This is a genomic window from Streptomyces sp. NPDC101160, assembly GCF_044768205.1.
Taxonomy (GTDB): Bacteria; Actinomycetota; Actinomycetes; order Streptomycetales; family Streptomycetaceae; genus Streptomyces.
This window is the reverse complement of sequence record NZ_JBIWPJ010000002.1, coordinates 151,033-176,854: the sequence shown is the minus strand read 5'-3', so window position 1 is coordinate 176,854 and position 25,822 is coordinate 151,033. Positions and strand designations below refer to the sequence as shown.

Genomic DNA, 25,822 nt, shown 5'->3' with positions numbered 1-25,822 from the left:
GCGGCCGTCCGTCAGGATTCCGCCGAGCTGCGGTCGGTGACGGGCAGCATGTCGGCGTGCGACAGGAGCCGGTTGATGTTGCGTTCCGTCTCCAGGGAGCCCTCGACGCCGAGCGCGGCGCCGTCGAGGAGACGTTCCAGCTCCGCGGCCTTCCCGGCGCCCTTGAGACCGAGCGAGGCGACGGGGTCGAGGTCGAGGTCGCCCGTCAGGTCCACGAGGCGCACCACGATGTCGTCCCGCTGGAAGACGGTGCTTCCGTACACGGCGCTGTCCGGGTCCTCCGCCGCGGCCTGGTCCTGGTGGGCGAGCAGCCTGGCCAGCTCCGTCCCGCGGCCTTCCTTGGCCGGGTAGTACAGCGCGTGCCGCGACAGCCGGGCCGGTGCCGGCCGGTCGGACACCACGTGGTGTACGGCCGGGAGGGCGGCCCGGGTGAAGAAGACGCGCGCCGATTCGGGGTCGGTCAGGTCCCGGTCCTGCTCCAGGTACGGGTTGATGGCCTCCTCGACCGCGCGCACCTCGGGCTGGCGGGCGACGTGGCGCAGGGCGGCGAGGAGGTCGCCCTCCACCTCCACGCACCGCACGACGCGGTTGCCGTGCATGAACAGCGAGGTGCGGCGCAGCCGGGTGTTCTCGTCGACCTGGGCACGGGGCGACTGGTAGCCGGCGAGCAGCTCCGCGACCTTCGACTCGGAGCCCGGCTTGACGGTGAAGGTCAGGGCGTGGCGTGCCACGCCGTCGCCCACGCGGACCGCGTCCTGCGCGCCCCTGGTCGTCCGGTCCGACGCGGAGGGCTGTCGTGCCCCGGTCTCGCGGAGGATGCTGTAGCGCATCGACCGGGTGTCCCGGACGCAGCTGTGCATCGGCTTGACGGTCTCGACGTGTTCCTCGCTGTTCACCCAGGCGAGGAACGGCGGAGCGCTCTCCCACTCGCTGGTGATCAGCCACTGCGAGGGGTTCTCGATGGACTGGCAGAGCTGGTCGCTGATGTGGCCGGGGACGGAGGCGACCTGCTTCCGCATCACTTCGTACGCCTCCAGGAACTGCTCCTGTGCGCCTTCGTACAGATCGAGCAGCAGGATCACCCGCAGCCTGGAGCCGTCGAAGGCCGACTGCGACACTCGTCCCGAGGGGGTCATCCGACGCACCTCTTTCTCTCTTCCGGGAGGGTCGGGAGGGACCGCCGTGCCCGAAAGGCCGGGGTCGTCATGTGCCGATCGTTGGCGGGCGGGGCGATCCACGCGACTCCCACGGTGCGGATGAGTGAACCGCGCGTCATCCGGGTGCCCCGAACGCACGAATCGGTCCTCGCCGGGCATGAATCTGCGGACCCCATCCCCGACTCGCGTCGTGGCTGACGCTGGAGGCGATCAATGAACCGATTCGAAGAGGCCGGCGAGGGCCGTCACCGCACGCCCGTCCTCATCGTCGGCGGCTCTCTGGTGGGCCTGTCCACCTCGCTGTTCCTGGGGCGGCTCGGCGTGCCGCACACCCTCGTCGAGCGCCATGCGGGCACGTCGATCCACCCCCGCGGGCGAGGGAACAACGTCCGCACGATGGAGCTGTTCCGGAGCGCCGGTGTCGAGCGGCACATCGAGGAGGCCGCGTCGGTGCTGAGCCGCAACAACGGCATCCTGCAGACGCCGACCCTGGTGGGCGACGCCGGCGAGTGGCTGTTCCGGGAGATCGACCCGGGCGGCGGGACCGCCCGGTTCAGCCCCGCCGGCTGGTGCCTGTGCAGCCAGAACGACCTGGAGCCGGTGCTGCTCCGGCACGCCCGCGAGCTGGGCGGGGACCTGCGCTACTCGACGGAGATGATGTCGTTCGAACAGGACTCCGACGGAGTGACCGCGTACGTCAAGAGCCGCGAGACGGGCGAGCACACCACCATCCACGCGGACTACCTCGTCGCGGCCGACGGCCCGCGCAGCCCGGTGCGCGAGCAGCTCGGCATCGGCCAGACCGGCCCGGGCGACCTGTTCCACAACGTGAGCATCACGTTCGTCTCCCGTGACCTCGCGGACGTCGTCGGCGACCGGCGCTTCGTCGTCTGCTATCTGACGAACCCGGAGGCGGACGGGGCGCTGCTGCCGGTCGACAACGGGGAACGGTGGGTGTTCCACGCCCCCTGGCACCCCGAACGGGGCGAGACCCTGGAGGAGTTCACCGACGAGCGGTGCCGGGAGCACATCCGCCGGGCCGTCGGGGTTCCGGACCTCCATGTGGAGATCACCGGCCGGGCCCCCTGGCACGCCGCCGAGCGGGTCGCCGAACGGTACGCGGACGGCCGGGTGTTCCTGGCCGGCGACTCGGCGCACGAGATGCCGCCCACCGGGGCCTTCGGTTCCAACACCGGTATCCAGGACGCGCACAACCTGGCCTGGAAGCTGGCCGCCGTCCTGGGCGGCTGGGCGGGTCCGGGGCTGCTCGCGTCGTACGACACGGAGCGCCGGCCGGTCGCGGAGGCGACGAGCGCGCGCGCCTCCTCGCGTTCGGTCGAGCACAGCCACCCCGGCTACGCGCCGGCGCCCGGCGCGGGCGGCCCCGCGGGCAGGCGGAACGGCATCCTCCATGTGGCGCTCGGCTACCGCTATCCGCAGGGCGCGGTGTACGGCGCCGACCCGGCCCAGCCGGTGGTGCCGGACCGGCTCAGCCTGGTGGGCGAGCCGGGCAGCCGGGCGCCCCACGTGTGGCTGAACCGCGCGGGGACCCGCATCTCCACCCTCGACCTGTACGAGCGGCACCTGGTGCTGCTCAGCTCCGCGAGCACGACCGGCAGCTGGCACACCGCCGCCTCGCACGTCGCGGAACGTCTCGGGGTGCCGATCGACTCGTACCGCATCGGCCAGGGGGCCCGCGCGGAGCTGACCCCGGTGGGCGACGCGGACTGGGCGGAGGTGCACGGTGTCACCGAGGACGGCGCGGTGCTCGTCCGCCCCGACGGCTTCGTCGCCTGGCGCTCCGAGGGGCCCTCGGACGACCCCGAGACGGCGCTGCGGGCGGTCCTCGCGGCCGTCCTGGACCGCGGCTGATCACCCGTCCCCCTGGCGCCCGGGCGCCAGGGGGACGTCCGTCAGGGCGACGTCGTGGAGACCACGTACACGCGCGGGAACGCCGGGTCGTCGAGGTTGACGGTGATGTCGCTGGTGGGGCGGGGCTTCTCGCGGTTGACGCTGGTGCCGGTCCAGGCGTGGTGGCCGGAGGTGAAGTCCCAGCCGACGATGCCGGAGTCGTGCTCCCCGACGGTGACCCGGCCCGCCTTGAGGGCGGCGCGGCTGGTGCCGCTGTCGGCGAGGTAGGTGTCGAGCCCGTTCGCGGTGGTGGTGAACTGCACGTAGAGCCGGCTGGTCTTCCAGTTGCTGGTCTCGTAGTAGGCGACGTGCCAGGCGTCGGACGGGACCGGGATCTCGAAGACCCGGCGCTTCATCTGCGAGGGCCAGTTGTCCTGGAGGCCCACGGGGGCGGACTCGCGCTCCTTGTCGAGTCCGCTGTCCCGGCTCTGGTCGGCGGAGATCACCAGATAGCCGGCCGGCACGCCGATGAGCAGCACGATGGTGAGCAGCGTGAGGAAGCGGCGGCGCAGCATGTGCCGCCGGTCCTCGGGCAGCCTGCCGTCCGGGGCCGGGGCGGGGTGGGGCAGGGTGGGCGGGGGCGGCGCCACGGTCATGTCTGCGGGTCCTCGGGGGTGGTGCGGGAGCTGCGGTCGGCGGGGGCGCGCAGGGCCTGGGTGTAGCGCCCGTACCGCTCGTAGCGCTCGACGCGGCGCCGGTTGGCGCGGCGGAAGCGGCGGGCGACGAGCCGGGCCAGGTCGGCGGCGCCGACCATGCCGGCCTCGGGGCCGAGCTGGGCGCGGGCGATGCGGGCCTCGGGGCGGTAGCCGCGGCCGGTGAGGTGGCGGCGGAAGGCGTCCCGGGCGGGGCCGATGAGCAGGTCGTCGGCGGCGGAGACACCGCCGCCGATGACGAAGCAGGAGGGGTCGAGGGCGGCGGCCAGGTTGGCGAGGCCGACGCCCAGCCACTGGCCGATGTCCTGGAGCAGCTCGACGCACATGGCGTCGCCCTCGCGGGCGAGCTCGGTGATGAGCGGGCCGGTGATGTCGGGGACGCTGCCCTTGACCCGCTCGATGATGTTGTACGCGACCGGGGAGTCGGCGGCGGCGAGCTCGCGGGCCTCGCGGACCAGGGCGTTGCCGGAGCTGTACTGCTCCCAGCAGCCGCGGTTGCCGCAGGGGCAGCGGTGGCCGCCGGGCACGACCTGCATGTGCCCGAACTCGCCGGCGACCCCGTACTTGCCGCGCTTGACCTGGCCGTCCTCCAGGATGGCGCCGCCGATGCCGGTGCCGAGGGTGATCATGACGAGGTGGTCCTCGCCGCGTCCGGCGCCGAAGCGCCACTCGGCCCAGGCGGCGGTGTTGGCGTCGTTGTCCACCATGACGGGGACGGCGAGCCGGTCCTGGAGGGCGTCGCGGAGCGGCTCGTTGCGCCAGGCGAGGTGGGGGGCGAAGAGCACCCGGGCCCGGTCGGCGTCGACCCAGCCGGCGGCGCCGATGCCGACGGCGTGCACGTCGTGCCGGTCGGAGAGGTCCAGGACCAGCTCGACGATGGTGTCCTCGACGACCTTGGGGCTCTTGGACTTGTCGGGGGTCTCGGTGCGGACCTTCTCCAGGATGTTGCCGTCCGCGTCGACGACGCCGGCCATCACCTTCGTACCGCCGATGTCGATGCCGACGGTCGGCACCCGCGGCGCGGTCAGGTGCGAGCGCCGCTCCCGGGTGCCGACGGTCCGCAGGACCGTGCCGCGGGAGGCGCCCCTGAGCGTCAGGTCACGGTAGGTACTCATCGGCTCGATTCTGCCAGGTGGGGTGTAGGGGGCGCGTGACGGACGCGATCACGTCCCGGACGGGCGTTCCAGCTCGTGGCGCAGGTCCTCCAGCTCGCTGCCGCCGGCCATCTGGCGGGTCAACTCGTCGAGGGTGACGGAGTCCTTGGTGTGGCTGCCCGCCATGACCCCGCGCTTCAGCAGGACGAAACGATCACCCACGAGATAGGCGTGGTGCGGGTTGTGCGTGATGAGGACCACGCCGAGGCCCTGGTCACGTGCGGCGGCCACGTACTTCAGGACGACCCCGGACTGCTTCACGCCGAGCGCGGCGGTCGGCTCGTCGAGGACGAGGACCTTGGCGCCGAAGTGGACGGCGCGGGCGATGGCCACGCACTGCCGCTCGCCGCCGGACAGGGTGCCGATGGGCTGGTCGACGTCGCGCAGGTCGATGCCCATGCGCAGCAGGGCCGTCCGGGTGGTCTCGCGCATCAGCTCGACGTCGAGGCGCTTGAAGGGGCCCTTGCCGCGGGTGGGCTCGGAGCCGAGGAAGAAGTTGCGCCACACCGGCATCAGCGGGACCACGGCGAGGTCCTGGTAGACGGTGGCGATGCCGCGGTCGAGGGCCTCGCGCGGGTTGGCGAGGGTGACCTCGTCGCCCTCGATGCGGAAGCTGCCGGCGTCGTGCCGGTGCAGGCCGGCGACGATCTTGATGAGGGTGGACTTGCCGGCCCCGTTGTCGCCGAGGACGCAGGAGATCTCGCCCGCGTTCACCTCCAGGGAGACGCCTTCGAGGGCGCGGATGTTGCCGTAGTACTTGCTGACGTCGTCGAGCTCGACGAGCGGGCTCGCGGTGTCGGTGGTGGTCGGCTCGGTGGTCACTTGGTGGCCTCCACGCGCTTGCGGATCCAGGCGTTCAGGAGGGTGGCGAGCAGCAGCATGGCGCCGAGGAAGAACTTGAACCAGTCCGGGTTCCACTCCGCGTACACGATGCCCTTGCCGGTCATGCCGAAGATGAAGGCGCCGACGGCGGAGCCGATGGCCGAGCCGTAGCCGCCGGTGATCAGACAGCCGCCGATGACGGCCGCGATGATGTAGATCAGCTCGTTGCCGACGCCCTCGCCGGACTGGACGACGTCGAACGAGAAGAGCAGGTGCTGGCCGGAGATCCAGGCGCAGAAGGCCACGCTCATGTAGAGGAGGATCTTGGTCCGGTAGACCGGGACGCCGACCGCGCGGGCCGCGTCGGCGCCGCCGCCGACGGCGAAGATCCAGTTGCCGAAACGGGTGCGCAGCAGGATCCAGGTGGCGAGGGCGACCAGGACCAGCCACCACAGGATGGTGACCTTCAGCTCGACGCCGCCGACGGTCCAGGTGGAGGCGAAGAGGTCCCGGGCGGAGGGGAAGCCCTCCATGTCGGCGATCGACTTGGTGGAGACGGTGCCGCTGATCAGCTTGGTGAAGCCGAGGTTCAGACCGGTCAGCATCAGGAAGGTGCCGAGCGTGATGATGAAGCTGGGCAGCTTGGTGCGGGTCAGCATGAAGCCGTTGAACGCGCCGACGGCGAGGGTGACGAGCAGCGAGACGCCGACGCCGACCCACACGTTCGCGGTCATCTGGTAGCTGAACATCGAGGAGACCAGCGCCGAGGTGGTGACCAGGACACCGGCCGACAGGTCGAACTCGCCGCCGATCATCAGCAGCGCCACGGGCACGGCCATGATGCCGATGGTGGAGGCCGCGTAGAGGACGGTGCCGAGGCTGGCGGGGCGCAGGAAGCTGTCGGCGACGATCGAGAAGAACGCGAAGACGGCGACCGCGCCGACGACCGAGCCGAGTTCCGGGCGGGCGAGCAGCTTCTTCAGCGGGGAGGTGCGCAGGAGCCGCTCGTCGACGTGGTCGAGACCGTCGGAGGGTGAGGGCGGGGGTGTGGCCGAGGGCGGTGCGGCGGCGCTCATCGGGTGCCCCGCTCGGTGTAGTCCTTCAGCGCGGCGGCCGCGTCCTTGGTGATGATCTGCGGGCCGGTGAGCACCGGCTTGCCGCCGCCGAGGACGTCGGCGTTGTAGCGGTAGAGCCAGAGCAGGTCGACGGCCTCGTAGCCCTGGAGGTACGGCTGCTGGTCGACGGCGAAGCCGAGGGTGCCGGACTCGAGCGCGGCGGCGACCTTGGCGTTGAGGTCGAAGGTGTCGACCTCGGCCTTGCTGCCGGCCGTCCGCTTCGCCTGCACGGCCGCGTCGGCGAACGGCGCACCGAGCGTCACGACGGCGTCGATGGTCGGGTCGGCCTGGAGCTTGGCGAGGATGGACGCCTGGACGTCGGGCATGTTGGTGCCGTCGACGTACAGGTTCTGCATGTCGCCGCCGAAGGTCTTCTTCGCGCCGGCGCAGCGCTGCTCGTGGCCGACGTTGCCCTGCTCGTGCAGGACGCACAGGGCCTTCTTGCGGCCGCGCTTGCCGAGCTCCGTGCCGACGGCCTCGCCGGCGACGGTCTCGTCCTGGCCGATGTGGGTGAGCGCGCCGAACGCCTTGGACGCCTCGGCGCCGGAGTTCACCGTGATCACCGGGATGCCGGCCTTGACGGCCTTCTCCACGGACGCCTTCATCGCGTCGGGCTTGGCGAGGCTGACGATGATGCCGTCGACCTTCTTGGCCACGTACGAGTCGATGAGCTGGGCCTGCTGCTGCGCCTCGTCGCTGTGGGCGTACAGGAAGTTGATGTTGTCCTTGACGGCGGCCTGCTTGGCGCCGTTCTGGACGATGTCCCAGAAGGTGTCGCCGTCGCCCGAGTGGGTGATCATGGCGAAGGTCCAGCGGGGGGTGTTCACGGCCGCCCGCCCCTGCGCCGCGGCCGCCTTGCGGGCGTCCTCCGCGCGCTTACCGCCGGTGCTGCTGCAGCCGGCGAGCGCGGCCGTCAGCGCCACCGCGAGCACGGCGCCGATCGCCGCGCGTACCCCTCCTGTGCGAACCCTGGTCACCAGGACCTGCCCTCCTTTGTGTCCTTCTGCGTGCATTGCAGTATCGGTCATGGGGGTCGCGCCGATCTTCAGCGGGGCCCGCGTCCCGTCCCCGTCCTACCCGCGGGCGGGCAGCGGGAACTCGAAGGAGTAGCGGGAGGCCCGGTAGAGGTGCCGGCCGAACTCCACCGCACGGCCGGCCGCGTCGAAGGTCACGCGTTCCATCGTCAGCAGCGCCGCACCCTCCCGCTCGCCGAGCAGCCACGCCTCCCCCGGCCCGGCGGTCCGGGCGCCGACGGTCTGCGTGGCGCTGTGCGGGTCCGCTCCGGCGGCGCCGAGCAGCCGGTAGAGGCCGGTGGCCGTGAGGCTCGCGGTGTCCGCGTCGAGCAGCCCGGCGGGCAGGTGGTTGCGCAGATACGCGAGGGGCTCGCCGTGTGCCGAGCGGAGCCGCTCCAGATATCGCACCTCCGCCCCCTCCGGCACGCCGAGCGCCGCGGCGACCTCGGCCCCGGCGGGCTCCAGCCGGTCCACCAGGACCCGGGTCGCCGGCCGCTGCCCGGCCGCCTCCAGGTCGTCGTAGAGCCCGCTCAGCTTCACCCGCCGCCGCACCCTGCTGTGCACCACCACCGTGCCCACTCCCCGGCGCCGCACGAGCAGCCCCTTGTCCACCAGTGACCCGATCGCCTGCCGCACGGTGGGCCGCGAGAGCCCGAGCCGCCCGGCGAGGTCGATCTCGTTCCCGAGCCGGCTGCCCGGGCGCAGCGTCCCGTTCTCGATGGCCGTCTCCAGCTGCCGGGCGAGCTGGAAGTACAGCGGCACGGGGCTGCCCCGGTCCACGGACAGACCGGGCAGGTGCGCTGGCGGCTCGGGGCCTCGCGGAGACACGGACGGGAGGCTAGTCCCGGGGGCGGATCACCGGAAGGAGGCGGAGCGGGCCGGAACGGTGGCCGGGAGGCGGTCGGGACGGGTTGGTGTCCGGTTGTCCTGACATTTCCTTGACACCCCGTCCGTTCCGCACCACCTTGGGGGCCATGCGGATCGGACTGGTCGGGACGGGACGGATCGGCGCCTTTCACGCGGGGCTGCTCGCCCGGCACCCTGAGGTCGGCGCGCTGGTGCTCGCGGACGCCGACGCGGAGCGGGCGGCGCGGGTCGCGGGGGCGCTCGGGGCGGAGGCGGCGCCTTCGGTGGAGGCGCTGTTCGGGCATCACGCGCTGGACGCGGTGGTGATCGCGTCGGCGACGGCGGCGCACGCGGAGCTGATCGGGCGGACGGCGGAGGCGGGGCTTCCGGCGTTCTGCGAGAAGCCGATCGCGCTCGACGTGCCGGGGACGCTGGGCGCGCTGCGGGCGGTGGCGGCGGCCGGGACGGAGCTGCAGCTGGGGTTCATGCGGCGGTTCGACGCCGGGTACCGGGCGGCGCGGGAGGCCGTCGGCGCGGGCCGGCTCGGCCGGCTGCACACCGTACGGACGGCGACGTCGGACCCCGCGCCGCCACCCGCCGCCTATCTTCCGCTGTCCGGCGGGCTGTTCCGGGACTGCATGGTGCACGACTTCGACATCGTGCGCTGGGTGACCGGGCGCGAGGTCGTGGAGGTGTACGCGACCGGGTCGGACGCGGGGCCCGCGATGTTCCGCGAGGCCGGCGACGTGGACACGGCAGCCGCGCTGCTCACCCTGGACGACGGCACGCTGGTGTCGGCGACCGCGACCCGCTGCAACGGCGCCGGGTACGACGTACGGATGGAGCTGGCCGGCGAGCGGACGCAGCTCGCGGTCGGCCTGGACGAGCGGACCCCGCTGGAGTCGGTCGAGCCGCAGGGCCCGCCGCCGCCCACCAAGCCGTGGCCCGGTTTCCTGGAGCGTTTCGGGCCGGCGTACGAGGCGGAGCTGGACGCCTTCGTCGGTCTGGTGCGCGGCGAGCGGGACAACCCCTGCGACGGCGGCGAGGCGCTCGCCGCGCTGCGGATCGCCGAGGCGTGCGAGCGCTCGCGCCGGGAGCGCCGCCCGGTGCGGGTGGCGGAGGTCCCGGCGGGGTGAGCCCCGGGGGCCGGTGACGGCGGGCCCGGGGCTCGGTGGTCACCAGACGACGGGCAGGTGGCGGGTGCCGCGGATCAGCATGCCGGGGAGCCATTCCCAGGGGGCCGCGTCGGGGTCGAGTTCCAGCCGCGGGAAGCGCCGGAGCAGTGACTCGATCGCCGTCTTGCCTTCCAGGCGGGCCAGTGGAGCGCCCAGGCAGTAGTGGATGCCGTGGCCGAAGGCGAGGTGGCCGCGCGGGTCGCGCCCGATGTCGAAGCGGTCGGGTTCGGGGAACCGGCCCGGGTCGCGGGCGCCGGAGGCGAGGCCGACGAGCACGATCGCGCCGGCGGGTATCTCGGCGCCGCCGAGGGTGATCGGCTCCTTGGCGAAGCGGAGCGTGGCGTTCTCGACCGGTCCGTCGTAGCGCAGCCCCTCCTCGACTGCGGCGTCGATCAGGCCGAAGTCGGCGCGCAGCGCGGCGAGTTGCTCGGGGTGCGTGAGCAGGGCGCGGACCGTGTTGGCGATCAGGTTGACGGTGGTCTCGTGGCCCGCGATGAGCAGCAGATAGGCGAGGGCGCGCAGTTCGGGAAGCGAGAGCCGGTCGCCGTCCTCGGCACGGGTGGCGATGAGGGCGGACAGCAGGTCGTCCTGCGGCCCGGCGGCGCGCTTGTCCTCGATGAGTTCGTCGAGGTAGCCGTAGAAGCCGACCGCGGCCGCCTCCTGCTCGGACGGGTCTTCGGTCGGCGCGACGAGCGCGTTGGACCAGGTCCGGAAGGTGTCGCGGTCGGCGGCCGGGACGCCGAGCAGTTCGCAGATGACGGTGATGGGCAGCGGGAAGGCGAAGGAGTCGACGAGGTCGGCGCGGCCGGCCGGGGCCATCGCGTCGAGCAGTTCGTCGGTGAGCTCCTGGACGCGCGGCCGCAGCGCCTCCACCCGGCGGCCGGTGAACTCGCCCGCGACGAGTTTGCGCAGCCGGGTGTGGTCGGGCGGGTCGACGATGAGCAGGTTGGGTCCGATGATCTCGTCCTGCGCCCGTTCCGGGCCGAATTCGGAGAAGGACTTGGAGAGCCGCTGGTCGGCGAGGGCCGCGCGGGCCTCCTCGTAGCCGACGACGAGCCAGGCCGGCATGCCGTCCGGCGTCACGACCTCGTGCACCGGGCCGCTCTCGCGGAGTTTCGCGTAATACGGGTACGGGTCGGCGGTGAAGTCCGCTCCGTATTCCCCCAGTTGAATGACGGACATCGGTCCAGGCTACGCGCCGTCCGCTCCGTCGGGGAGGTCGAGCAGGCCGGCGTCGTGGACGAGGAGCGCGATCTGGACACGGTTGTTGAGGCCGAGTTTGGCCAGAATGCGTGAGACGTGGGTCTTGACGGTGGGGACGCTCATGTAGAGGGCCGCGGCGATCTCGGCGTTGGAGCTGCCCCGTCCGACGGCGAGCGCCACCTCCCGTTCGCGGTCCGCGAGTTCGGCGAGGCGGCGGGCTGCGGTGGCACGGCGCGGGGGCTCCTGCGGGCCGGTGCGGGGAGTGGGCGGCGCGTCCTGCCCGGCGACATGGGTCATGAGCTGGCGGGTGACGGCCGGGGAGAGCACCGGGTCACCGGCCGCCACCCGGCGCACGGCGGTGACGATCTCGGCCGGCGGGGTGTCCTTGAGGACGAAGCCGGCGGCCCCGGCGCGCAGCGCCCGCAGGACCTGTTCGTCGGCGTGGAAGGTGGTGAGGACGAGGACCTCGGGCGCGCCGGGCCGGGTGCGGAGCCGTTCGGTGGCGGTGAGGCCGTCGACGCGCGGCATGCGGATGTCCATGAGGACGACGTCGGGGGCGAGCCGCTCGACGAGTTCGGGGACCTCGGCGCCGTCGGCGCCCTCGCCGACGATCTCGATGTCCTCGGCGCCGCCGAGCATGAGGGCGAGGCCCGCGCGGACCAGCGGGTCGTCGTCGACGACGAGCAGCCGGACGGGCGGCCGGGCGGACGGCGAGGAGGGCGGCGGGGTGGGTGTCATGCGGGCCACGGTAGCCAGGCGTGCACGGCGAAGCCGCCGTCGGGGGCGGGTCCGTGGGTGAGCCGGCCGCCGGCGAGGGTGGCGCGTTCGGTCAGCCCGATGAGGCCCTGCCCGGAGCCGGGCACGGGCGGGACGGGCCCGGTGGGGGCGGGGTTGCGGATGTCGAGGTCGAGTCCGGCGCCGGGGCGGCCGCGCAGCGTGAGGGTGACCTCGGCGCCGGGCGCGTGCTTGCGGGCGTTGGTGAGAGCTTCCTGGACGATGCGGTAGACGGTGCGGCCGGTGGCGGCGGGCACGGTGTCCGGGTCGGCCACGGTGGAGTCGAGGACGACCTTCATGCCGGCCTCGCGGACCTCGGCGACGAGGCTGTCCAGGGTGGCGAGGGTGGGCTGCGGCCGGTTCGCGGCGCTGCCGTCGCCCTCGTCGTCGTGCGGCGCGCGCAGCACGCCGATGATCTCCCGCAGGTCCTGCAGCGCCTCGTGGGCGCTGTCCCGGATCACCCCGGCGGCCCGCGCGACCTGCGCGGGCGGGGCGTCGGGCCGGAACTCCAGGGCGCCGGCGTGCACGCTGAGCAGGGTGAGGCGGTGGGCCAGCACGTCGTGCATCTCCCGCGCGATGGCCTCCCGCGCCTGCCGCTGCGCCTGCTCGGCCCGCAGCCCCGCCTCCGCCTCGGCCCGCAGCGCGCGGTCGCGCAGCGCCTCGACGAGCTGGCGGCGGGAGCGGACCAGCATGCCCCAGGCGGTGACCAGGAGGATCAGGACGATCCCGATGCCGATGGCGAGCGGGGTGCCGGTGGTCGGGTCGGGCCGTACGAAGACCTGCACGGTGGACGCGGCCATGGCGAGCAGTCCGATCCACGCCACCTCCCTGAAGGGGCGGCGCACGGCCACGCTGAACAGCGCGGCGAGCACGGCGCCGCCCGCCGTGGGCGCGACGACGCTGACGACGGAGAGCGTGACCGCGAGCCCGGTGGGCCAGCGGCGGCGCAGCCACAGGGCGCAGCAGGCGAGCCCGCCGGCGAGCTGGTCGGTCAGCGCGACGGCCTCGCTGCTGTACGTGGCGCTGGTCTCGGCCGCGAGCAGCCCCACGAACGCCGCGAGCAGGAAGATCGTGGTGTCGACCACCCAGTCCCGCACGGTCCGCCGCGGCCGCCCCTCCCCCGGCCCCCGGCCGCCGGTGCGGGCGGCCTCGACCAGATGGGAAGGGAGCAGCCAGGTACGCGTCATACGGGAAATGTACGCAGGTGAGCGGCGTGTCGCGGCCCCGTGCGGCCCACGCGATACCAAAGTCGCGCGAGCCGGGGACCTCGGTCGTACGAAGGTCGTACGGAAGTCGCGGAAAGGGGATACCGGTGGCCGACGCGGGCGGGGGCGGCCGTGGATCATGCTCGGAGCATGAAGAGGCTTCTTGAGGTCACGGGTTTTCTGGTGCTGGTCTTCGGCGTGTGCGGGGTGATCCGCGAGCTGACCGACGGCTGGTTCAAACTGATGGGCGCGACCCGTTTCCTGACCGACAACATCGGCTTCCTGGAGGGCCGGGAGCTGTTCGCGAACATCGTGATCGCGGGGCTCGGACTGGTGGTCCTGGTGATATCGGACCGGGTGAAGAGCTGAGCGCGTACGTCAGGCGCGCAGGTACGTCAGGACGGCCGGCACCCGGCGGTGGGTCTCGTCCGCAGGAGGCAGGTCCAGCTTGGTGAGGATGTTGCCGAAGTGCTTGCCGATCGTCGCTTCGGAGACCACCAGTTCGGCGGCCCTCCGGGCCAGGGCCGGGCCTGTCCGGCCATGATCCGTCGGACAGGCCCTAGGCGGCGTCGGCGGCCCGGCGGCCCCAGCTGGTGCCCGCGAGCACGAGGACGGCGCCCGCGAGGCCCAGGGTTCCGGGGCGGTCGCCGGCGAGCGCGATGCCCGCGGCGGCGGCCCAGAGGGGCTCGGTGCCGAGGAGGAGGCTGACGCGGGACGGGGAGGTGCGGCGGACGGCCCACATCTGGACGAAGAAGGCGAACAGGGTGCAGAAGACGGAGAGGAAGAGCAGTCCGGCCCACTCGCCCGGCCCGAGGCCGAGGGCCGTCGCCCAGGGGGTGGCGCCGGTGCCGGGGACGGCGGCGAGGAGGGCGAAGACGGCGACGGCGGCGCCGAGCTGGACGGTGGTGAGGGAGAGCGAGTCGGCGCTCCGCACAGCCTTGATGCGCGACATCGCGAGGACGTGCACGGTACGGGCGAGCGCGGCGAGCAGCATCAGCAGGTCGCCGGCCGAGGGCGCGGTGAAGCCCGCGCCCTGGGTCAGCAGGGCCACGCCGGCCACGGACAGCGCGGCGGCGCCGAGGAAGGCGCGGGGTGGCCAGGTCCCGGTGACGGCGGCCTCGGCGAGCGGCGTGAAGATCATGGTGAGGCTGATGATCAGGCCCGCGTTGGTGGCCGAGGTGTGCACCACCCCGTACGTCTCGAGTACGAAGATCCCGGCGAGGATCAGCCCCAGGACCGCCGCCCCGCGCCACTGGGCCGCGTCGAGGGCCCGCAGCCTGCGCCATCCCGCGGCGACGAGCACCGGCAGCACGATCGCGAAGCGCAGCACGAGGACGGCGAGCACGGTGTGGGCGGTGGTGACGCCCTTGGCGGCGAGATAGCTGGCGCCCCAGACCACCGCGACGAGCAGCACCGGCAGGTCGGTGAGCCAGGCGCGGCGCGGGGCGCCGAGGGTCGCGGGAGCGGCGAGCGACGACATGGCGTCTCCAACTGATCAGGCGGGGTGGAGACTTCGACGGCTCGCACGCGGAGGGGTGATCACCGTACCGGGGCCCGCCCGTGGTGGCTACACCTTTCCTGGCTGCCGCACGTGGGCGGCCCTCAGTAGCTGCCGTACGTGGGCCGGCCCGCCTGTTCGTACGTCTGGAGGGTGACGCCCGCCGGCGTCGTACGCGCGTCGGTGAGCCGGAAGGCGGTGGGCCTCGCGCCCTCGGCGAACAGGCGGCGGCCCGTGCCGAGGACGACCGGGAAGACGAGCAGGTGGAGCGTGTCGATGAGGTCGTGCTCCAGCAGGGTCCGCGCGAGGCCGCCGCTGCCGTGCATCTGGATCTCGCCGTCGAACCGCTCCTTGAGCGCGCTGACCTCCCGCACGACGTCGCCGGAGAGGATCGTGGCCGGTTCCCAGTCGGCGGTGGTGAGGGTGCGGGAGGCCACGTACTTGGGGAGGGTGTTGAGCTTGGTCGCGATGGGGTTGTCGGGGTCGTCGTGCTTCGGCCAGTAGCTCGCGAAGATCTCGTAGGTGCGGCGGCCGAGGAGGAAGGCGGTGGGCCGCGCGAAGACCTCGTTCATGTAGCGGCCGAAGTCCTCGTCGCCGTACGGGAAGGACCAGCCGCCGTGTTCGAAGCCGCCGCCGGGGTCTTCCTCGGGACCGCCGGGGGCCTGGTAGACGCCGTCGAGGGTGAGGAACTGGGTGAGGCTCAGGGTGGCCATGAGAGGGCCCTCTCTCTTCTTGTCGTCGTGTCTCACCTCTGCAGACCCCGCCCGCCCGCGGAACTCATCGATGGCCGCGCGGTGATCGGCTCGCCGTCCGATTCCCGCCAGCGCGGGGACGCCGTCCCGCGTTTGATTGAACTCGCAACGACAACCGGTCGACGACGTACGAGGAGTTCAACATGTCCACGATGAGCGGCAAGGCGGTCCTGGTCACCGGCGGCAGCCGGGGCATCGGCGCGGCGACGGCCGTCCGGCTCGCCGAGGAGGGCGCGGACGTCGCCTTCACCTACGTCCAGGGCGAGGAGCAGGCCCGCGAGGTCGCCGCCCGGATCGAGGCGGCCGGCGGCAAGGCGCTCGCCCTCCGCGCGGACGCGGCGGACGCGGGCGACGCGGCCGGCGCGGTGGAGTGGGCCGCGGACGCGCTCGGCCGGCTCGACGTGCTGGTGAACAACGTCGGCGTCGGGGTCCTCGGCCCGCTGGAGTCCCTGACCCTCGCGGACGTGGACCGGGTGCTCGCGGTGAACGTCCGCTCGGTCTTCCTGGCCGCGCAGGCGGCCGCCGCGCGGATGGCGGCGGGCGGCCGGATCGTCACCATCGGCACCTGCATGACGCAGCGGGTACCGGGCCCCGGCGGCACGCTGTACGCGACGAGCAAGGCGGCCCTCGTCGGCCTGACGAAGTCGCTCGCCCGCGAGCTGGGCGGCCGCGGCATCACCGCGAACATCGTCCACCCCGGCCCGACGGACACCGACATGAACCCGGCGAACGGCCCCTACGCCGAGGCCCAGGCCATGATGACGGCCCTCGGCCGCTTCGGCACGGCCGCCGAGGTCGCCTCGATGGTGGCGTTCCTGTCCGGCCCGGACGCGGCGTACGTGACGGGCGCCGAGTTCTCGGTGGACGGCGGCCACGCCGCGTAAACGCCCCGACGAACACGTCGGCGAGTGAGTCGGAGGAGAACCGAGCCTCGGAAAGAGGTGGAGGGCGCACCGGTGCTGTCGGGTCGGTGCGCCCTCGCGGGCCGGGCGGGGTGTCGTGCCCGCCCAGTTCATGGCCGGGGGCCGTTTCGGGTGCCCCCGACAAACCCCTGGGGTTGCCCCCCCGACGCGCCTGCGGCGAGTGAGCCGAAGGGGCGCGACGGGGGAACAGTCCCGAGCGCGCGGAGGCCCGCGAGGAGTGGGGGTCCCCCCGCCGAAGGCAGGGGGAGGGTCGAGCACGGTCGGGGCTGTGAGTCCGGCTCAAGCGCCCCGGAGGGGAACCGAGCCTCGGAAAGAGGGGGGCCGTCAGCCGCCCAGTTCCTGGTGGCGGGCCGTCAGGCGCGCCGTGCCCGCTTCGGTGAGGGAGCCGAAGAGACGGAGGCGGGAGATGCCGCCGTCGGGGTAGATGTCGATGCGGACGCGGGCGCCGACCGCGGGCGTGTCGAGCACGAAGCGGTGGTTGGTGTCGGGCTGGAGGCGGGTCCGCGGGAGGATCTCGGTCCAGTCGTCGGAGCCCTCGGCGGCGACGGAGAGCGCGGCCCAGCCGGCGCTGTTGCCCTTGAGGTACGCGGTGTCGATCTCGACGGCGCGGATCTCGGACTCGGCGGCGAGGCTGTAGCGGATCCAGTCGTTGCCCTTGTCGCGGCGGCGGCGGGTCTCCCAGCCGTCGTCCATCTTGCGCGAGCGGCCGGGCTGGATGGTGTTGGTGGCCGGGGAGTAGAAGCGGTCGGAGGCGTCCTCGACCTGGCCGCCGTTCTCCAGGGCGGCGAGGTCGAAGGTGCCGAGCACGCCGAGCCAGGCCGGGTCGGGGGCGACTTCGCCGTACACGCGGAGGCGGGCGATGCCGCCGTCGGGGTGCTGGTTGACGCGGAGGTGGGTGAAGCGCTGCTCGACGTCGACGGCGAAGCCGTTGGCGGCGTGGCCGCCGATGGCGGTGCGCGGAACGATCGTCGTCCACTTGACGTCGTCGGCGAGGAGCTCCTCGGGCGAGGGCGAGCCGGCGACGGAGGTGGCCTCGACGGAGACGGCCTGCGGGTAGTTGCCGCGGAAGTGCGCGGTGTCGACGACGAGGCCGCGGATCACGCCGGGGGCGCCGAGGCGTACGAGCGCCCAGTCGTGGTCGTCCTCGGTGGGGTGCGGCTGCTCGGCGGAGACACCGCGGCGGCGGCGGGTCTCCCAGCCGTCCATGATCTTGCCCTTGTGGCCGAAGTGCTCGGGGTCGAACTCGGCGGCCTCGGGCTTGAGCAGGTTCTCGCGCTCGGCGAAGAACTCGTCGTTGGCGGCGACGACGCCCGCGCCGAGGCGGCGGTCGGCGAGGTCGGCGTACTGGGTGAAGGGGAAGTCGGCGGTGCGGTAGTCGGCGTACGGGTCACCGCCGCCGTACGGGCTCGCGTCTCCGGTGAAGCTGGGTATGGAGGACACGTCAGTTGTTCCTTTCGAGGAGACGGCCGGTGGGCTCGGTGAGGGTGCCGCGGTCGTTGATGCGCTCGCCGCGAAGCCAGGTGGAGGTGACGACGCCGTGGAGGGTCTTGCCGGCGTAGGCGGTGACGCGGTTGCGGTGCTGCAGCTCGGCCGGGTCGACGGTGAAGGTGGCGTCGGGGTCGACGATCGCGAAGTCGGCGTCGCGGCCCGGCTCGATGGCGCCCTTCCGGTCGAGACCGGCGAGGCGGGCGGGGCTCTCGGACATCCAGCGGGCGATGTCGGTGAGGTCGTGGCCGCGGCGGCGGGCCTCGGTCCAGATGGCCGGCAGGCCGAGCTGGAGCGAGGAGATGCCGCCCCAGGCGGTGGCGAAGTCGCCGGTCTTGAGGTCGGCCGTGGACGGCGAGTGGTCGGAGACGATGCAGTCGATGGTGCCGTCCGCCAGGCCCTCCCACAGCGCGTCCTGGTTGGCCGACTCGCGGATCGGCGGGCAGCACTTGAACTCGGTCGCGCCGTCCGGGACCTCCTCCGCCGTCAGGGTCAGGAAGTGCGGACAGGTCTCGACGGTGACCTTCACGCCCTCCGCCTTGGCGGCGGCGATCAGCGGCAGCGCGTCCGAGGACGACAGGTGCAGGACGTGCACGCGGGCGCTCAGCCGGCGGGCCTGGTTGATCAGGTTCTCGATCGCGGTGTTCTCCGCGACCCGCGGCCGGGAGGCGAGGAAGTCGGCGTACTTCGCGCCCGGCGTCTGCGGTGCGGCGTCGAGCTCGTGCGGGTCCTCGGCGTGGACGATCATCAGCCCGTCGAAGCCGGCGATCTCGGCGAGCGAGGCGGCCAGCTGGTCCTGGTCGAGCTGCGGGAACTCGTCCACGCCGGACGGCGACAGGAAGCACTTGAAGCCGAAGACTCCGGCGTCGTGCAGCGGCCGCAGGTCCTTGACGTTGTCCGGCAGGGCGCCGCCCCAGAAGCCGGTGTCGATGTGCGCCTTGGTGCGGGCGACGTCCTGCTTGATCCGCAGGTGCTCGACGGTGGTGGTCGGCGGCAGCGAGTTCAGCGGCATGTCGAGCAGGGTGGTGATGCCACCGGCGGCCGCGGCGCGCGTCGCGGTCCAGAAGCCCTCCCACTCGGTGCGCCCGGGGTCGTTCACATGGACATGCGTGTCGACGAGACCGGGCAGGACGACGTCGTCGCCGACGTCCTCCAGCCGGGCCCCGGCCGGGACCTCGGCGTCGTACGGCCACACGGCCGCGATCGTTCCGCCGGAGACGGCGATCGACGCCGCACGAGTCCCCTCGGGGGTGATGACGCGCGTCGAGCGCAGGACCAGGTTGACGTCCACCCGTACCCCTTCTTCTTCCGCGAAGCAGAAATTCAACGAACTGTTGAAGGAGTCTGCGGCCGTGACGACATGTCGTCAAGGGCGCGTTTTCAGGATCGCCCGGCATGCCCCGCTCTCGCGAGGGCCGATTGGACGTTTCCATGAAGTGGAATGAGAATTTCGTACAGTAGAACGTAGCTCCGCACATGCGGGGTGGACCAGGACCCCTCCGGGCAGCCGCCGACAACGGACAAACACCCCGCTGACCGGCCCGGACGCCGGGACCTGGGCCGTGTGCCCGGCCCGGGCGCCCGGTAGGCTGCTGCCTTGCCCGCCTGCCCCGAAAGGACCGTTGCCGTGCCGACGTCCAGCGCCAGCGCCACCGACGCCGCCAAGCCCGCCGCCGCGAGCGGTGGCGTCCAGTCCCTCGAGCGTGCCTTCGACCTCCTGGAGCGGATGGCCGACGCGGGCGGCGAGGTCGGGCTCAGCGAACTCTCCGCCAGCAGCGGACTGCCGCTGCCGACCATCCACCGCCTGATGCGCACGCTGGTCGCCTGCGGCTACGTCCGCCAGCAGCCGAACCGCCGCTACGCCCTCGGCCCGCGCCTGATCCGGCTCGGCGAGTCCGCCTCCCGGCTGCTCGGCACCTGGGCCCGCCCGTATCTGGCCCGGCTCGTCGAGGAGACCGGCGAGACCGCGAACATGGCGCTGCTCGACGGCGACGAGGTCGTGTACGTCGCCCAGGTGCCGTCCAAGCACTCGATGCGCATGTTCACCGAGGTCGGCCGCCGGGTGCTGCCGCACTCCACCGGCGTCGGCAAGGCGCTGCTCGTGGACACCCCCGCCGACGAGGTGCGCGCGCTGCTCGCCCGTACCGGCATGCCCGCCGCCACCGAGAAGACGATCACCACGCCCGAGGGCTTCCTGGACGCCCTGACTCTGGTGCGCGACACGGGCTACGCGGTCGACGACAACGAGCAGGAGATAGGAGTCCGCTGCCTCGCGGTCCCCGTCCCCAACTCCCCCACCCCCGCCGCCATCTCCATCTCCGGCCCGGCCGGCCGGGTCACCGAGGCGGCCACCGACAAGATCGTCCCGATCCTCCAGCAGGTCGCCCAGGAGCTGTCGGCGGCGCTGGTGAACACGGCGGGCAACGGCCAGGTCTGAAACTCGTACAGTCGTGAGTCAAGCGTGTGGCAGCTCGTCGCTGCCACACGCTTGACTCTACTTCTGTACCAGTAGCTCCTCTGTAAGCCGCCCGTCCACCACCGTCACCGTGCGGTCCGCCCGCCCCAGGTGCGTCCGGTCGTGCGTCACGAGCACCGTCGCCGTCCCCCGCTCCGCCGTCAGCCGGCCGAGCAGCTCCATCACGGCCGCGCCCCGCTCGTGGTCGAGCGCGCTCGTCGGCTCGTCGACCAGGAGCACGGAGGGCTCGTTCATCAGCGCCCGCGCGATGTTGACGCGCTGGCGCTGGCCGCCGGAGAGCTGGTGCGGGCGGCGGTGCGCCTGATCGGCGAGGCCGACCGCGTCGAGCAGCTCCAGGGCCCGGTCCCGGGCGGTCCGCGGGCCGCGCCCGGACAGGTGCGCCATCACCTGGAGCTGCTCCAGGGCGCTGAGCGAGGGCAGCAGGTTCGGCTGCTGGAAGACGATGCCGATGTGCTCGCGGCGCAGTTCGGCCTTGGCCGCCGGGGTGAGCGCCCCGGTCTCCGTGCCGGCGACGACGACCCGGCCGGTGTCCGGCGTGACGAGCGTCGCGGCGACGGCGAGCAGGCTGGACTTGCCGGAGCCGGAGGGGCCGACGACGGCGGTGAGGCGGCCGGCGGGCACGTCCAGGGAGACGGCGTCGAGGGCGGTGAGCCGGCCGTCGCCGTCGGGGTAGGTCAGGGTCACGTGGTCGAGCAGCAGGCTCATCGGGCGCTCCCGAGCGCGGTCAGGGGGTCGACGGCGGTGATCCGCCGGATGGACAGGGCCGCGCCGAGCACACCGAGCACGATCATCACGGCGGCCGGGCCGAGCACGGTGAGCGGCCGCAGCACGAACGGCACGTCGCCGCCGCTGATCAGCGCGCCGATGCCGGAGGCGAGCCCGGTGCCGAGCAGGGTGCCGGCGCCGAGCATCACCACGGCCTGCCCGAGGGCGTCCTTCAGGAGGTACGGGGTGGAGGCGCCGAGCGCCTTGAGGACGGCCACGTCGGCGCTGCGCTGGATGGTCCAGACGGTGAAGAAGGCTCCTATGACCAGCGCGGAGATCACGAAGAGGAAGCCGCGCATCAGCTGCAGCGAGCCGTTCTCGGCCTGGTAGGACCCTATGGCGCCGAGGGCCTCGTCGACGGTCTTCGCGGCCGTGCCGAGGGCCTTGTCCCCGGCCGCCCAGTCGGCACCCGAGCCGCTCAGGGCGATCACGGTGGCCTGCTGCTCGGACCCGGCTCCCGTGCCGGCCCGGCCGAGCTTCTGCCAGTCGTCGAGGGAGGTCCACACGACGGGCGTGTGGCTGTACGAGGCGTCCCCGGCGACCGCGACGACGGTGGCGTCCAGGGGGCCGAGGCGCACCGCGTCCCCGGCGGTGACGTCGAGTTCCTTCGCCGCCGACTCGGACAGGACCACCTTGCCCGGCCCCAGCCGCGAGCCCTCCGGCGCGAGGCCCGCGCCCGGCTCCGTACCGAAGGCGGAGAGGGCGGCGGTGCGGTCGCCGGCCGTGGCGTTGAGGGTGCGGATGCCGAGCGGCGCGGCGCGCTCGACGCCGGGGCGGCCGGCCCAGTCGCGCCACTGGGAGGCCGTGACGGCCGAGTTGGTGAAGGAGACCGACTGGCCGGCGGGCGGGGCGGCGAAGGCCAGCCGGTCCGCCGGAAGACCGGTGATCGCCGAGATGTTCTCCCGTGCGAGCCCGGCGGTCAGTCCCGAAAGCAGTCCGACGAGCAGGGTGATCAGGACGATCACGGTGCCCATCAGGGTGAAACGCCCCTTGGCGAATCTCAGGTCTCTCCATGCCACGAACATGGGGCCAAGCCTGCTGGCCGGAGCCCCGCGCGGGCATCGCGCCACGGATGGCTCCGTAATCAAACTTTCGGTTGAGTCCGGATTGTCCGGACCGGCTCGCGGCCCCGCCTACCCTGGAACCATCATGGATCCCCGCTCCCTCACCCCTGCCCTGCGCGCGCTGCGCCTCTGTCTTCATCTGCTGATGGCGGGGCTCCTCGTCCTGGCGGCGGTGCGCGCGCAGACGACGGCGGGCGTGGTCGCGGCGGTGCTGACCGGCGCGGTGTACGCGGCGGGCTCGCTGCTGCCCGCCGTGCGCGGCTCGCAGCGCGGAGCGGCGGTCTGGCTGGGCGCGCTGTGCCTGTCCTGGCTGGTGCTGCTGTGGCTGACGCCCGAGGGGCTGTGGCTGGCCTTCCCGCTGTACTTCCTGCAGTTGCACCTGCTGCCGGTGCGCTGGTCGCTGCCGGCGGTGGCGCTCACGGCGTGCGCGGCGATCCTGTCGTACGTGCGGCACGGCGCGGCCCTCAGCCCGGGCGTGTTCATCGGGCCGCTGCTCGGCGCGGCGGTCGCCGTGGCGACCGTCCTCGGCTACCAGGCGCTGTACCGGGAGAGCGAGCGGCGGCGCCGGCTGATCGAGGAGCTGATCTCGACCCGGGCCGAGCTGGCGGCGGCCGAGCGGCACGCGGGGACGCTCGCCGAGCGCGAGCGGCTCGCCCGGGAGATCCACGACACCCTGGCGCAGGGGCTCTCCTCGATCCAGCTGCTGCTGCGGGCCGCCGAGCGCGCGCTGCCGGAGGGCTCGCCGGCGGCCGGGCACATCGACGCGGCCCGGCGGGCGGCGCAGGACAACCTGGCGGAGGCCCGCCGCTTCGTACGGGCGCTCACCCCGCCCGATCTGGAGCACGGCTCGCTCGCCGGGGCCCTGGAACGGCTGTGCGAGACGGCCGGTCCGCCGGCCGCTCCGGACGGGCCGCGGGTGCGGTTCTCGGTCAGCGGGACACCGGCCGAGCTGCCCACCCCGTACGAGGTGGCGCTGCTGAGGATCGCCCAGTCGGCGCTCGCGAACACGGTGCGGCACGCCTCGGCCTCGCGGGCGGAGATCACCCTGTCGTTCATGGGCGGCTCGGTGACGCTGGACGTGGTCGACGACGGCAAGGGCTTCGACCCGGCCGCGCCGCGCTCCGTGCGCCCGTCCTCGGACGGCGGCTTCGGACTGCCGGCGATGCGCTCGCGCGCGGAGTCGCTGGGCGGCTCCTTCACCGTCGAGTCCGCCCCCGGCCAGGGCACCGCCGTGGCCGTCTCCCTTCCGCTGCCCGCCGGCACCACGACCGGAACCTGACGCACGACTCCCCCGGAGCCTGACGCAGGACCACCATCCCGGAGCCCTCCGCATGACCCTCGAACCCGCCGCATGACCACCCCCGAGCCCGCCGCATGACCACCCTGGAGTCCGCCGCATGACCATCCGACTGCTGCTCGCCGACGACCACCCGGTGGTACGGGCCGGGCTGCGGGCCGTCCTCGACACCGAGCCGGACTTCGCCGTGGTCGGCGAGGCGGCGACGGCCGAGCGGGCGGTCGAGCTGGCCGCCGCGGGCGGCGTGGACGTGGTCCTGATGGACCTCCAGTTCGGCCCCGGGATGCACGGCTCGGAGGCGACGGCCGCGATCACCGCCGTACGGGGCGGGCCGCGGGTCCTCGTCCTCACCACGTACGACACGGACGCCGACATCCTCGCGGCGGTGGAGGCCGGTGCCTCCGGCTACCTCCTGAAGGACGCCCCGCCGGAGGAGCTGGCGGCGGCGGTACGGACGGCCGCGGCCGGCCAGTCGGCGCTCGCCCCGGCGGTGGCGCACCGGCTGATGGACCGGATGCGCACGCCCGCGGAGGCGCTGACCAAGCGGGAGCTGGAGGTGCTCCAGCTGGTGAGCGAGGGACTGTCGAACCAGCAGATCAGCAAGGCGCTGTTCCTGAGCCAGGCGACGGTGAAGTCCCATCTGGTGCACATCTTCGCCAAGCTGGGCGTGGACTCGCGCACGGCCGCGGTGGCGGCCGCGACCGCCCGGCGGCTGATCCGGCGGTAGGCGGGATCGGCGCTGCCGCTGGGCGGCCGGTTCAGGACCGTTTCGCGGCGGTCCGCTTGGCGGGAGTCCGCTTGGCCGGGGGCCGCTTCGGCTTGGCGGCCGACGTGGCCTTCCGGCTCCGGGGAGCGGAGGGCTCGGCCGGTGCGGCGGGTTCGGGCTGCTCTTCGGCCGGCCCGGTCGCGGCCCCGGGCCCGGCGGCCCCGGACTCGACGGCCTTGCGGGCGGAGGCGGCGACGGTGGCGGGCGTGGCGCGCCCGCCGCCCAGCGGCCATTTCAGCTCGATCTCCAGCTCGATCTCGCCGTCGTCGACCTCGAACTCCACCTCGGTGCGGAACTCGTCGGGGACCCGGAGGCTCAGCTCCACTCCCGGGCCCAGCGTCAGCTCGGCCTCGCCGCCCTCCCGGAACGCCTCGGCGAGCCCGGCCAGCAGCTCCGCGGCCTCGGCGCGGCTCAGCGAGCGCTTCTGCTCGAACTTGAGGTCCTTCACAGCTGCTCCCTGCCGCTCCGGCTGACGCACAGGGCCCAGATGATGAACCCGGACATCGCGATCATGATGACGGACCACACCGGGTAGTACGGCAGCGAGAGGAAGTTGGCGATGATGACGAGCCCGGCGATGGCCACGCCGGCGATCCGTGCCCAGGTCGCCGTCCGGAAGAGTCCGAAGCTGACGAGCACGGCGACGACGCCGAGAGCGAGGTGGACCCAGCCCCATCCGGTGAGGTCGTACTTGAAGACGTAGTTGGGCGTGGTGACGAAGATGTCGTCCTCGGCGATCGCCATGATGCCGCGGAAGATGCCGAGCAGCCCCGCGAGGGCGAGCATGACGGCGGCGAAGGCGGTCAGCCCCTCGGCCCAGGCGTATTTGGCCGAGTGCATCCGGGGAGTGTGTGTGGTGGCCATCTCGGTTGTCCTTCCCTGTCCCTTTCGGGTGTCCCGCTTTCCCTGTCCTGGTCCCGGTCCCCGCCCTCCGGCTACTGCCGGGGGGTGGTTCCGGTTCCGGCGGAGGCGGACGGGCCGCCGCCGCTCAGGACGATCTCCTTGGCACGGCGGAACTCCTCTTCGGTGATGTCACCGCGGCTGCGGAGATCGGCGAGCCTGGCGAGGTCGTCGGCCTGGCTGGTGCCGCCGGCGGTGCCCGCGGTCTCACGGACGTACGAGTCGAACGCCTCCTGCTGCTTGCGCGCGTGCGTGATCTCCCGGTGGCCCATGGCCTTGCCGCGCGCGATGAGGTAGACGAACACGCCCAGGAAGGGCAGCAGGATGACGAACGCCAGCCAGCCGGCCTTGCCCCAGCCACCCAGGTCGTCGTCGCGGAAGATGTCGCCGATGATCCGGAAGAGCAGGATGATCCACAGGATCCACAGGAAGAACCAGAGCATGGTCCAGAAGGTGTTCAGCAACGGATAGTCGTAGGCGAGATAGGTGCCCATCTCTCTGCTCCGTTCCGTCCGGACCGGTTCCCGGGTGCCGGGCGCCGTTCCGGGCTCTCTTCAGGGTGCGTGGCCCCTCGGGGGATCACCTCACCCGGGACGGGTGAGTCCGGGGCTCCGTGGGTGTCAGTCCGGGAGGCGCCGCAGTTCCACCACCTGGAGGCCGAGCGACTGGAAGCGGGCCAGCAGTCCGTAGAGGTGCGCCTCGTCCACGACGGGGCCGTACAGCACCGTCTGGCCGGAGATCATCACGTGCTCCAGCTCGGGGAAGGCGCCGACCAGCGTCTCCGACATGTGCCCCTCGACGCGGATCTCGTACGGCAGGCCGCGACGGTCCGCCCCGGAGACCTCCGCCCGCCTCACCGCACGGGGGT

At 73.1% G+C, this 25,822-nt stretch carries 27 protein-coding genes and 1 pseudogene; 7 read left to right on the top strand and 21 right to left on the bottom strand.

The features are described 5' to 3' along the window. Positions 1 to 11 precede the first annotated feature (11 nt). On the bottom strand, positions 12 to 1,136 hold the full coding sequence (locus tag ACIRSU_RS06320) for a SchA/CurD-like domain-containing protein (RefSeq protein WP_403789551.1): 1,125 nt from the start codon (positions 1,134 to 1,136) through the stop codon (positions 12 to 14). Between the two features lie 234 nt (positions 1,137 to 1,370). Here ACIRSU_RS06320 and ACIRSU_RS06315 point away from each other — a divergent pair, with 234 nt between their 5' ends. After that, positions 1,371 to 3,029, top strand: a complete 1,659-nt coding sequence (locus ACIRSU_RS06315; protein WP_403789550.1) for an FAD-dependent oxidoreductase — start codon at positions 1,371 to 1,373, stop codon at positions 3,027 to 3,029. A 41-nt stretch (positions 3,030 to 3,070) separates the two neighbouring features. On the opposite strand, the gene ACIRSU_RS06310 is transcribed toward ACIRSU_RS06315, so the two are convergent. The 6 genes from ACIRSU_RS06310 to ACIRSU_RS06285 all read right to left on the bottom strand — a co-directional run bounded on the left by ACIRSU_RS06310 (position 3,071) and on the right by ACIRSU_RS06285 (position 8,605). Continuing rightward, positions 3,071 to 3,664 carry a hypothetical protein gene (locus tag ACIRSU_RS06310; protein WP_403789549.1) on the bottom strand — a complete coding sequence of 198 codons (594 nt, stop codon included), beginning with the start codon at positions 3,662 to 3,664 and terminating at the stop codon, positions 3,071 to 3,073. Beyond that, positions 3,661 to 4,836, bottom strand: coding sequence for an ROK family glucokinase (locus ACIRSU_RS06305; RefSeq protein WP_403789548.1), 1,176 nt, complete (start codon positions 4,834 to 4,836; stop codon positions 3,661 to 3,663). Before ACIRSU_RS06305 ends, ACIRSU_RS06310 begins: the two co-directional genes overlap by 4 nt. Positions 4,837 to 4,884: 48 nt before the next feature. Then, the gene (locus ACIRSU_RS06300) at positions 4,885 to 5,697 is read right to left on the bottom strand and encodes an ATP-binding cassette domain-containing protein (protein WP_403789547.1); all 813 of its coding nucleotides are present in this window, start codon (positions 5,695 to 5,697) and stop codon (positions 4,885 to 4,887) included. Then, the gene (locus ACIRSU_RS06295; protein WP_403789546.1) at positions 5,694 to 6,773 is read right to left on the bottom strand and encodes an ABC transporter permease; all 1,080 of its coding nucleotides are present in this window, start codon (positions 6,771 to 6,773) and stop codon (positions 5,694 to 5,696) included. Before ACIRSU_RS06295 ends, ACIRSU_RS06300 begins: the two co-directional genes overlap by 4 nt. Further along, positions 6,770 to 7,789 (bottom strand): sugar ABC transporter substrate-binding protein, encoded by a 1,020-nt coding sequence (locus ACIRSU_RS06290; protein WP_403789545.1) that lies wholly within the window; start codon positions 7,787 to 7,789, stop codon positions 6,770 to 6,772. The genes ACIRSU_RS06295 and ACIRSU_RS06290 overlap by 4 nt, the downstream gene beginning before the upstream one ends. 96 nt (positions 7,790 to 7,885) lie before the next feature. After that, entirely contained in the window at positions 7,886 to 8,605 is a 720-nt protein-coding gene (locus tag ACIRSU_RS06285; RefSeq protein ID WP_403790193.1) for a GntR family transcriptional regulator, read from the bottom strand. A gap of 194 nt (positions 8,606 to 8,799) precedes the next feature. Between ACIRSU_RS06285 and ACIRSU_RS06280 the strand changes: the two genes are divergently transcribed. Continuing rightward, positions 8,800 to 9,807 carry a Gfo/Idh/MocA family oxidoreductase gene (locus tag ACIRSU_RS06280; protein ID WP_403789544.1) on the top strand — a complete coding sequence of 336 codons (1,008 nt, stop codon included), beginning with the start codon at positions 8,800 to 8,802 and terminating at the stop codon, positions 9,805 to 9,807. A gap of 39 nt (positions 9,808 to 9,846) precedes the next feature. Here the strand turns inward: ACIRSU_RS06280 and ACIRSU_RS06275 are convergent, their stop codons facing one another. The 3 genes from ACIRSU_RS06275 to ACIRSU_RS06265 are packed head-to-tail and all read right to left on the bottom strand — an operon-like array spanning position 9,847 to position 13,010. Beyond that, positions 9,847 to 11,028 carry a cytochrome P450 gene (locus ACIRSU_RS06275; RefSeq protein WP_403789543.1) on the bottom strand — a complete coding sequence of 394 codons (1,182 nt, stop codon included), beginning with the start codon at positions 11,026 to 11,028 and terminating at the stop codon, positions 9,847 to 9,849. A gap of 9 nt (positions 11,029 to 11,037) precedes the next feature. Beyond that, positions 11,038 to 11,787, bottom strand: coding sequence for a response regulator (locus tag ACIRSU_RS06270; protein WP_403789542.1), 750 nt, complete (start codon positions 11,785 to 11,787; stop codon positions 11,038 to 11,040). After that, entirely contained in the window at positions 11,784 to 13,010 is a 1,227-nt protein-coding gene (locus tag ACIRSU_RS06265; protein WP_403789541.1) for a sensor histidine kinase, read from the bottom strand. Before ACIRSU_RS06265 ends, ACIRSU_RS06270 begins: the two co-directional genes overlap by 4 nt. A gap of 168 nt (positions 13,011 to 13,178) precedes the next feature. Between ACIRSU_RS06265 and ACIRSU_RS06260 the strand changes: the two genes are divergently transcribed. Next, positions 13,179 to 13,397: a hypothetical protein gene (locus ACIRSU_RS06260; RefSeq protein WP_403789540.1), complete on the top strand. Its 219-nt coding sequence runs from the start codon at positions 13,179 to 13,181 to the stop codon at positions 13,395 to 13,397. Positions 13,398 to 13,406: 9 nt separating this feature from the next. On the opposite strand, the pseudogene ACIRSU_RS06255 reads toward ACIRSU_RS06260, so the two are convergent. The 3 genes and pseudogenes from ACIRSU_RS06255 to ACIRSU_RS06245 form a co-directional block, all read right to left on the bottom strand. Then, a pseudogene (locus ACIRSU_RS06255) lies at positions 13,407 to 13,553 on the bottom strand (DNA-binding response regulator); the annotation flags it as partial. Positions 13,554 to 13,587: 34 nt separating this feature from the next. Next, complete coding sequence (locus ACIRSU_RS06250) at positions 13,588 to 14,508, bottom strand: DMT family transporter (RefSeq protein WP_403789539.1); 921 nt, start codon at positions 14,506 to 14,508, stop codon at positions 13,588 to 13,590. A 122-nt stretch (positions 14,509 to 14,630) separates the two neighbouring features. After that, positions 14,631 to 15,239 carry a dihydrofolate reductase family protein gene (locus tag ACIRSU_RS06245; protein WP_403789538.1) on the bottom strand — a complete coding sequence of 203 codons (609 nt, stop codon included), beginning with the start codon at positions 15,237 to 15,239 and terminating at the stop codon, positions 14,631 to 14,633. A 182-nt stretch (positions 15,240 to 15,421) separates the two neighbouring features. Here ACIRSU_RS06245 and ACIRSU_RS06240 point away from each other — a divergent pair, with 182 nt between their 5' ends. After that, entirely contained in the window at positions 15,422 to 16,162 is a 741-nt protein-coding gene (locus ACIRSU_RS06240) for an SDR family NAD(P)-dependent oxidoreductase (protein WP_403789537.1), read from the top strand. Between the two features lie 363 nt (positions 16,163 to 16,525). Here ACIRSU_RS06240 and alc read toward each other — a convergent pair whose 3' ends face one another. Both alc and allB read right to left on the bottom strand, forming a co-directional pair. Beyond that, complete coding sequence (gene alc, locus ACIRSU_RS06235) at positions 16,526 to 17,641, bottom strand: allantoicase (RefSeq protein WP_403789536.1); 1,116 nt, start codon at positions 17,639 to 17,641, stop codon at positions 16,526 to 16,528. Between the two features lies 1 nt (position 17,642). Next, on the bottom strand, positions 17,643 to 18,977 hold the full coding sequence (allB, locus tag ACIRSU_RS06230) for an allantoinase AllB (RefSeq protein WP_403789535.1): 1,335 nt from the start codon (positions 18,975 to 18,977) through the stop codon (positions 17,643 to 17,645). Positions 18,978 to 19,313: 336 nt separating this feature from the next. Between allB and ACIRSU_RS06225 the strand changes: the two genes are divergently transcribed. Continuing rightward, a complete protein-coding gene (locus tag ACIRSU_RS06225) occupies positions 19,314 to 20,123 on the top strand; it encodes an IclR family transcriptional regulator (protein ID WP_403789534.1) in 810 nt (269 codons plus the stop codon). A 57-nt stretch (positions 20,124 to 20,180) separates the two neighbouring features. Here ACIRSU_RS06225 and ACIRSU_RS06220 read toward each other — a convergent pair whose 3' ends face one another. Further along, the gene (locus ACIRSU_RS06220; protein WP_403789533.1) at positions 20,181 to 20,867 is read right to left on the bottom strand and encodes an ABC transporter ATP-binding protein; all 687 of its coding nucleotides are present in this window, start codon (positions 20,865 to 20,867) and stop codon (positions 20,181 to 20,183) included. Beyond that, positions 20,864 to 21,952, bottom strand: coding sequence for an ABC transporter permease (locus tag ACIRSU_RS06215; protein WP_403789532.1), 1,089 nt, complete (start codon positions 21,950 to 21,952; stop codon positions 20,864 to 20,866). The genes ACIRSU_RS06220 and ACIRSU_RS06215 overlap by 4 nt, the downstream gene beginning before the upstream one ends. Before the next feature lie 124 nt (positions 21,953 to 22,076). Here ACIRSU_RS06215 and ACIRSU_RS06210 point away from each other — a divergent pair, with 124 nt between their 5' ends. Next, positions 22,077 to 23,270 carry a histidine kinase gene (locus ACIRSU_RS06210; RefSeq protein WP_403789531.1) on the top strand — a complete coding sequence of 398 codons (1,194 nt, stop codon included), beginning with the start codon at positions 22,077 to 22,079 and terminating at the stop codon, positions 23,268 to 23,270. A gap of 118 nt (positions 23,271 to 23,388) precedes the next feature. Then, positions 23,389 to 24,015, top strand: coding sequence for a response regulator (locus ACIRSU_RS06205; RefSeq protein ID WP_403789530.1), 627 nt, complete (start codon positions 23,389 to 23,391; stop codon positions 24,013 to 24,015). Positions 24,016 to 24,046: 31 nt separating this feature from the next. Here ACIRSU_RS06205 and ACIRSU_RS06200 read toward each other — a convergent pair whose 3' ends face one another. From ACIRSU_RS06200 to ACIRSU_RS06185, 4 genes are all read right to left on the bottom strand, one after another. Continuing rightward, on the bottom strand, positions 24,047 to 24,502 hold the full coding sequence (locus ACIRSU_RS06200) for an amphi-Trp domain-containing protein (protein WP_403789529.1): 456 nt from the start codon (positions 24,500 to 24,502) through the stop codon (positions 24,047 to 24,049). Next, on the bottom strand, positions 24,499 to 24,918 hold the full coding sequence (locus ACIRSU_RS06195) for a hypothetical protein (protein WP_403789528.1): 420 nt from the start codon (positions 24,916 to 24,918) through the stop codon (positions 24,499 to 24,501). Before ACIRSU_RS06195 ends, ACIRSU_RS06200 begins: the two co-directional genes overlap by 4 nt. Positions 24,919 to 24,989: 71 nt before the next feature. Then, the gene (locus tag ACIRSU_RS06190) at positions 24,990 to 25,448 is read right to left on the bottom strand and encodes an SHOCT domain-containing protein (RefSeq protein WP_403789527.1); all 459 of its coding nucleotides are present in this window, start codon (positions 25,446 to 25,448) and stop codon (positions 24,990 to 24,992) included. A 126-nt stretch (positions 25,449 to 25,574) separates the two neighbouring features. Next, positions 25,575 to 25,772, bottom strand: coding sequence for a hypothetical protein (locus tag ACIRSU_RS06185; protein WP_403790191.1), 198 nt, complete (start codon positions 25,770 to 25,772; stop codon positions 25,575 to 25,577). Positions 25,773 to 25,822: the final 50 nt, after the last annotated feature.

Bases quoted from the DNA above. Each gene is read 5' to 3' on its own strand.
- ACIRSU_RS06195 (WP_403789528.1), bottom strand. From the start codon at position 24,918: ATGGCCACCACACACACTCCCCGGATGCACTCGGCCAAATACGCCTGG.
- ACIRSU_RS06190 (WP_403789527.1), bottom strand. From the start codon at position 25,448: ATGGGCACCTATCTCGCCTACGACTATCCGTTGCTGAACACCTTCTGG.
- ACIRSU_RS06210 (WP_403789531.1), top strand. From the start codon at position 22,077: ATGGATCCCCGCTCCCTCACCCCTGCCCTGCGCGCGCTGCGCCTCTGT.
- ACIRSU_RS06220 (WP_403789533.1), bottom strand. From the start codon at position 20,867: ATGAGCCTGCTGCTCGACCACGTGACCCTGACCTACCCCGACGGCGAC.
- ACIRSU_RS06315 (WP_403789550.1), top strand. From the start codon at position 1,371: ATGAACCGATTCGAAGAGGCCGGCGAGGGCCGTCACCGCACGCCCGTC.
- ACIRSU_RS06250 (WP_403789539.1), bottom strand. From the start codon at position 14,508: ATGTCGTCGCTCGCCGCTCCCGCGACCCTCGGCGCCCCGCGCCGCGCC.
- ACIRSU_RS06295 (WP_403789546.1), bottom strand. From the start codon at position 6,773: ATGAGCGCCGCCGCACCGCCCTCGGCCACACCCCCGCCCTCACCCTCC.
- ACIRSU_RS06245 (WP_403789538.1), bottom strand. From the start codon at position 15,239: ATGGCCACCCTGAGCCTCACCCAGTTCCTCACCCTCGACGGCGTCTAC.
- ACIRSU_RS06310 (WP_403789549.1), bottom strand. From the start codon at position 3,664: ATGACCGTGGCGCCGCCCCCGCCCACCCTGCCCCACCCCGCCCCGGCC.
- ACIRSU_RS06260 (WP_403789540.1), top strand. From the start codon at position 13,179: ATGAAGAGGCTTCTTGAGGTCACGGGTTTTCTGGTGCTGGTCTTCGGC.
- ACIRSU_RS06240 (WP_403789537.1), top strand. From the start codon at position 15,422: ATGTCCACGATGAGCGGCAAGGCGGTCCTGGTCACCGGCGGCAGCCGG.
- ACIRSU_RS06265 (WP_403789541.1), bottom strand. From the start codon at position 13,010: ATGACGCGTACCTGGCTGCTCCCTTCCCATCTGGTCGAGGCCGCCCGC.
- ACIRSU_RS06270 (WP_403789542.1), bottom strand. From the start codon at position 11,787: ATGACACCCACCCCGCCGCCCTCCTCGCCGTCCGCCCGGCCGCCCGTC.
- ACIRSU_RS06215 (WP_403789532.1), bottom strand. From the start codon at position 21,952: ATGTTCGTGGCATGGAGAGACCTGAGATTCGCCAAGGGGCGTTTCACC.
- ACIRSU_RS06320 (WP_403789551.1), bottom strand. From the start codon at position 1,136: ATGACCCCCTCGGGACGAGTGTCGCAGTCGGCCTTCGACGGCTCCAGG.
- ACIRSU_RS06205 (WP_403789530.1), top strand. From the start codon at position 23,389: ATGACCATCCGACTGCTGCTCGCCGACGACCACCCGGTGGTACGGGCC.
- ACIRSU_RS06275 (WP_403789543.1), bottom strand. From the start codon at position 11,028: ATGTCCGTCATTCAACTGGGGGAATACGGAGCGGACTTCACCGCCGAC.
- ACIRSU_RS06305 (WP_403789548.1), bottom strand. From the start codon at position 4,836: ATGAGTACCTACCGTGACCTGACGCTCAGGGGCGCCTCCCGCGGCACG.
- ACIRSU_RS06280 (WP_403789544.1), top strand. From the start codon at position 8,800: ATGCGGATCGGACTGGTCGGGACGGGACGGATCGGCGCCTTTCACGCG.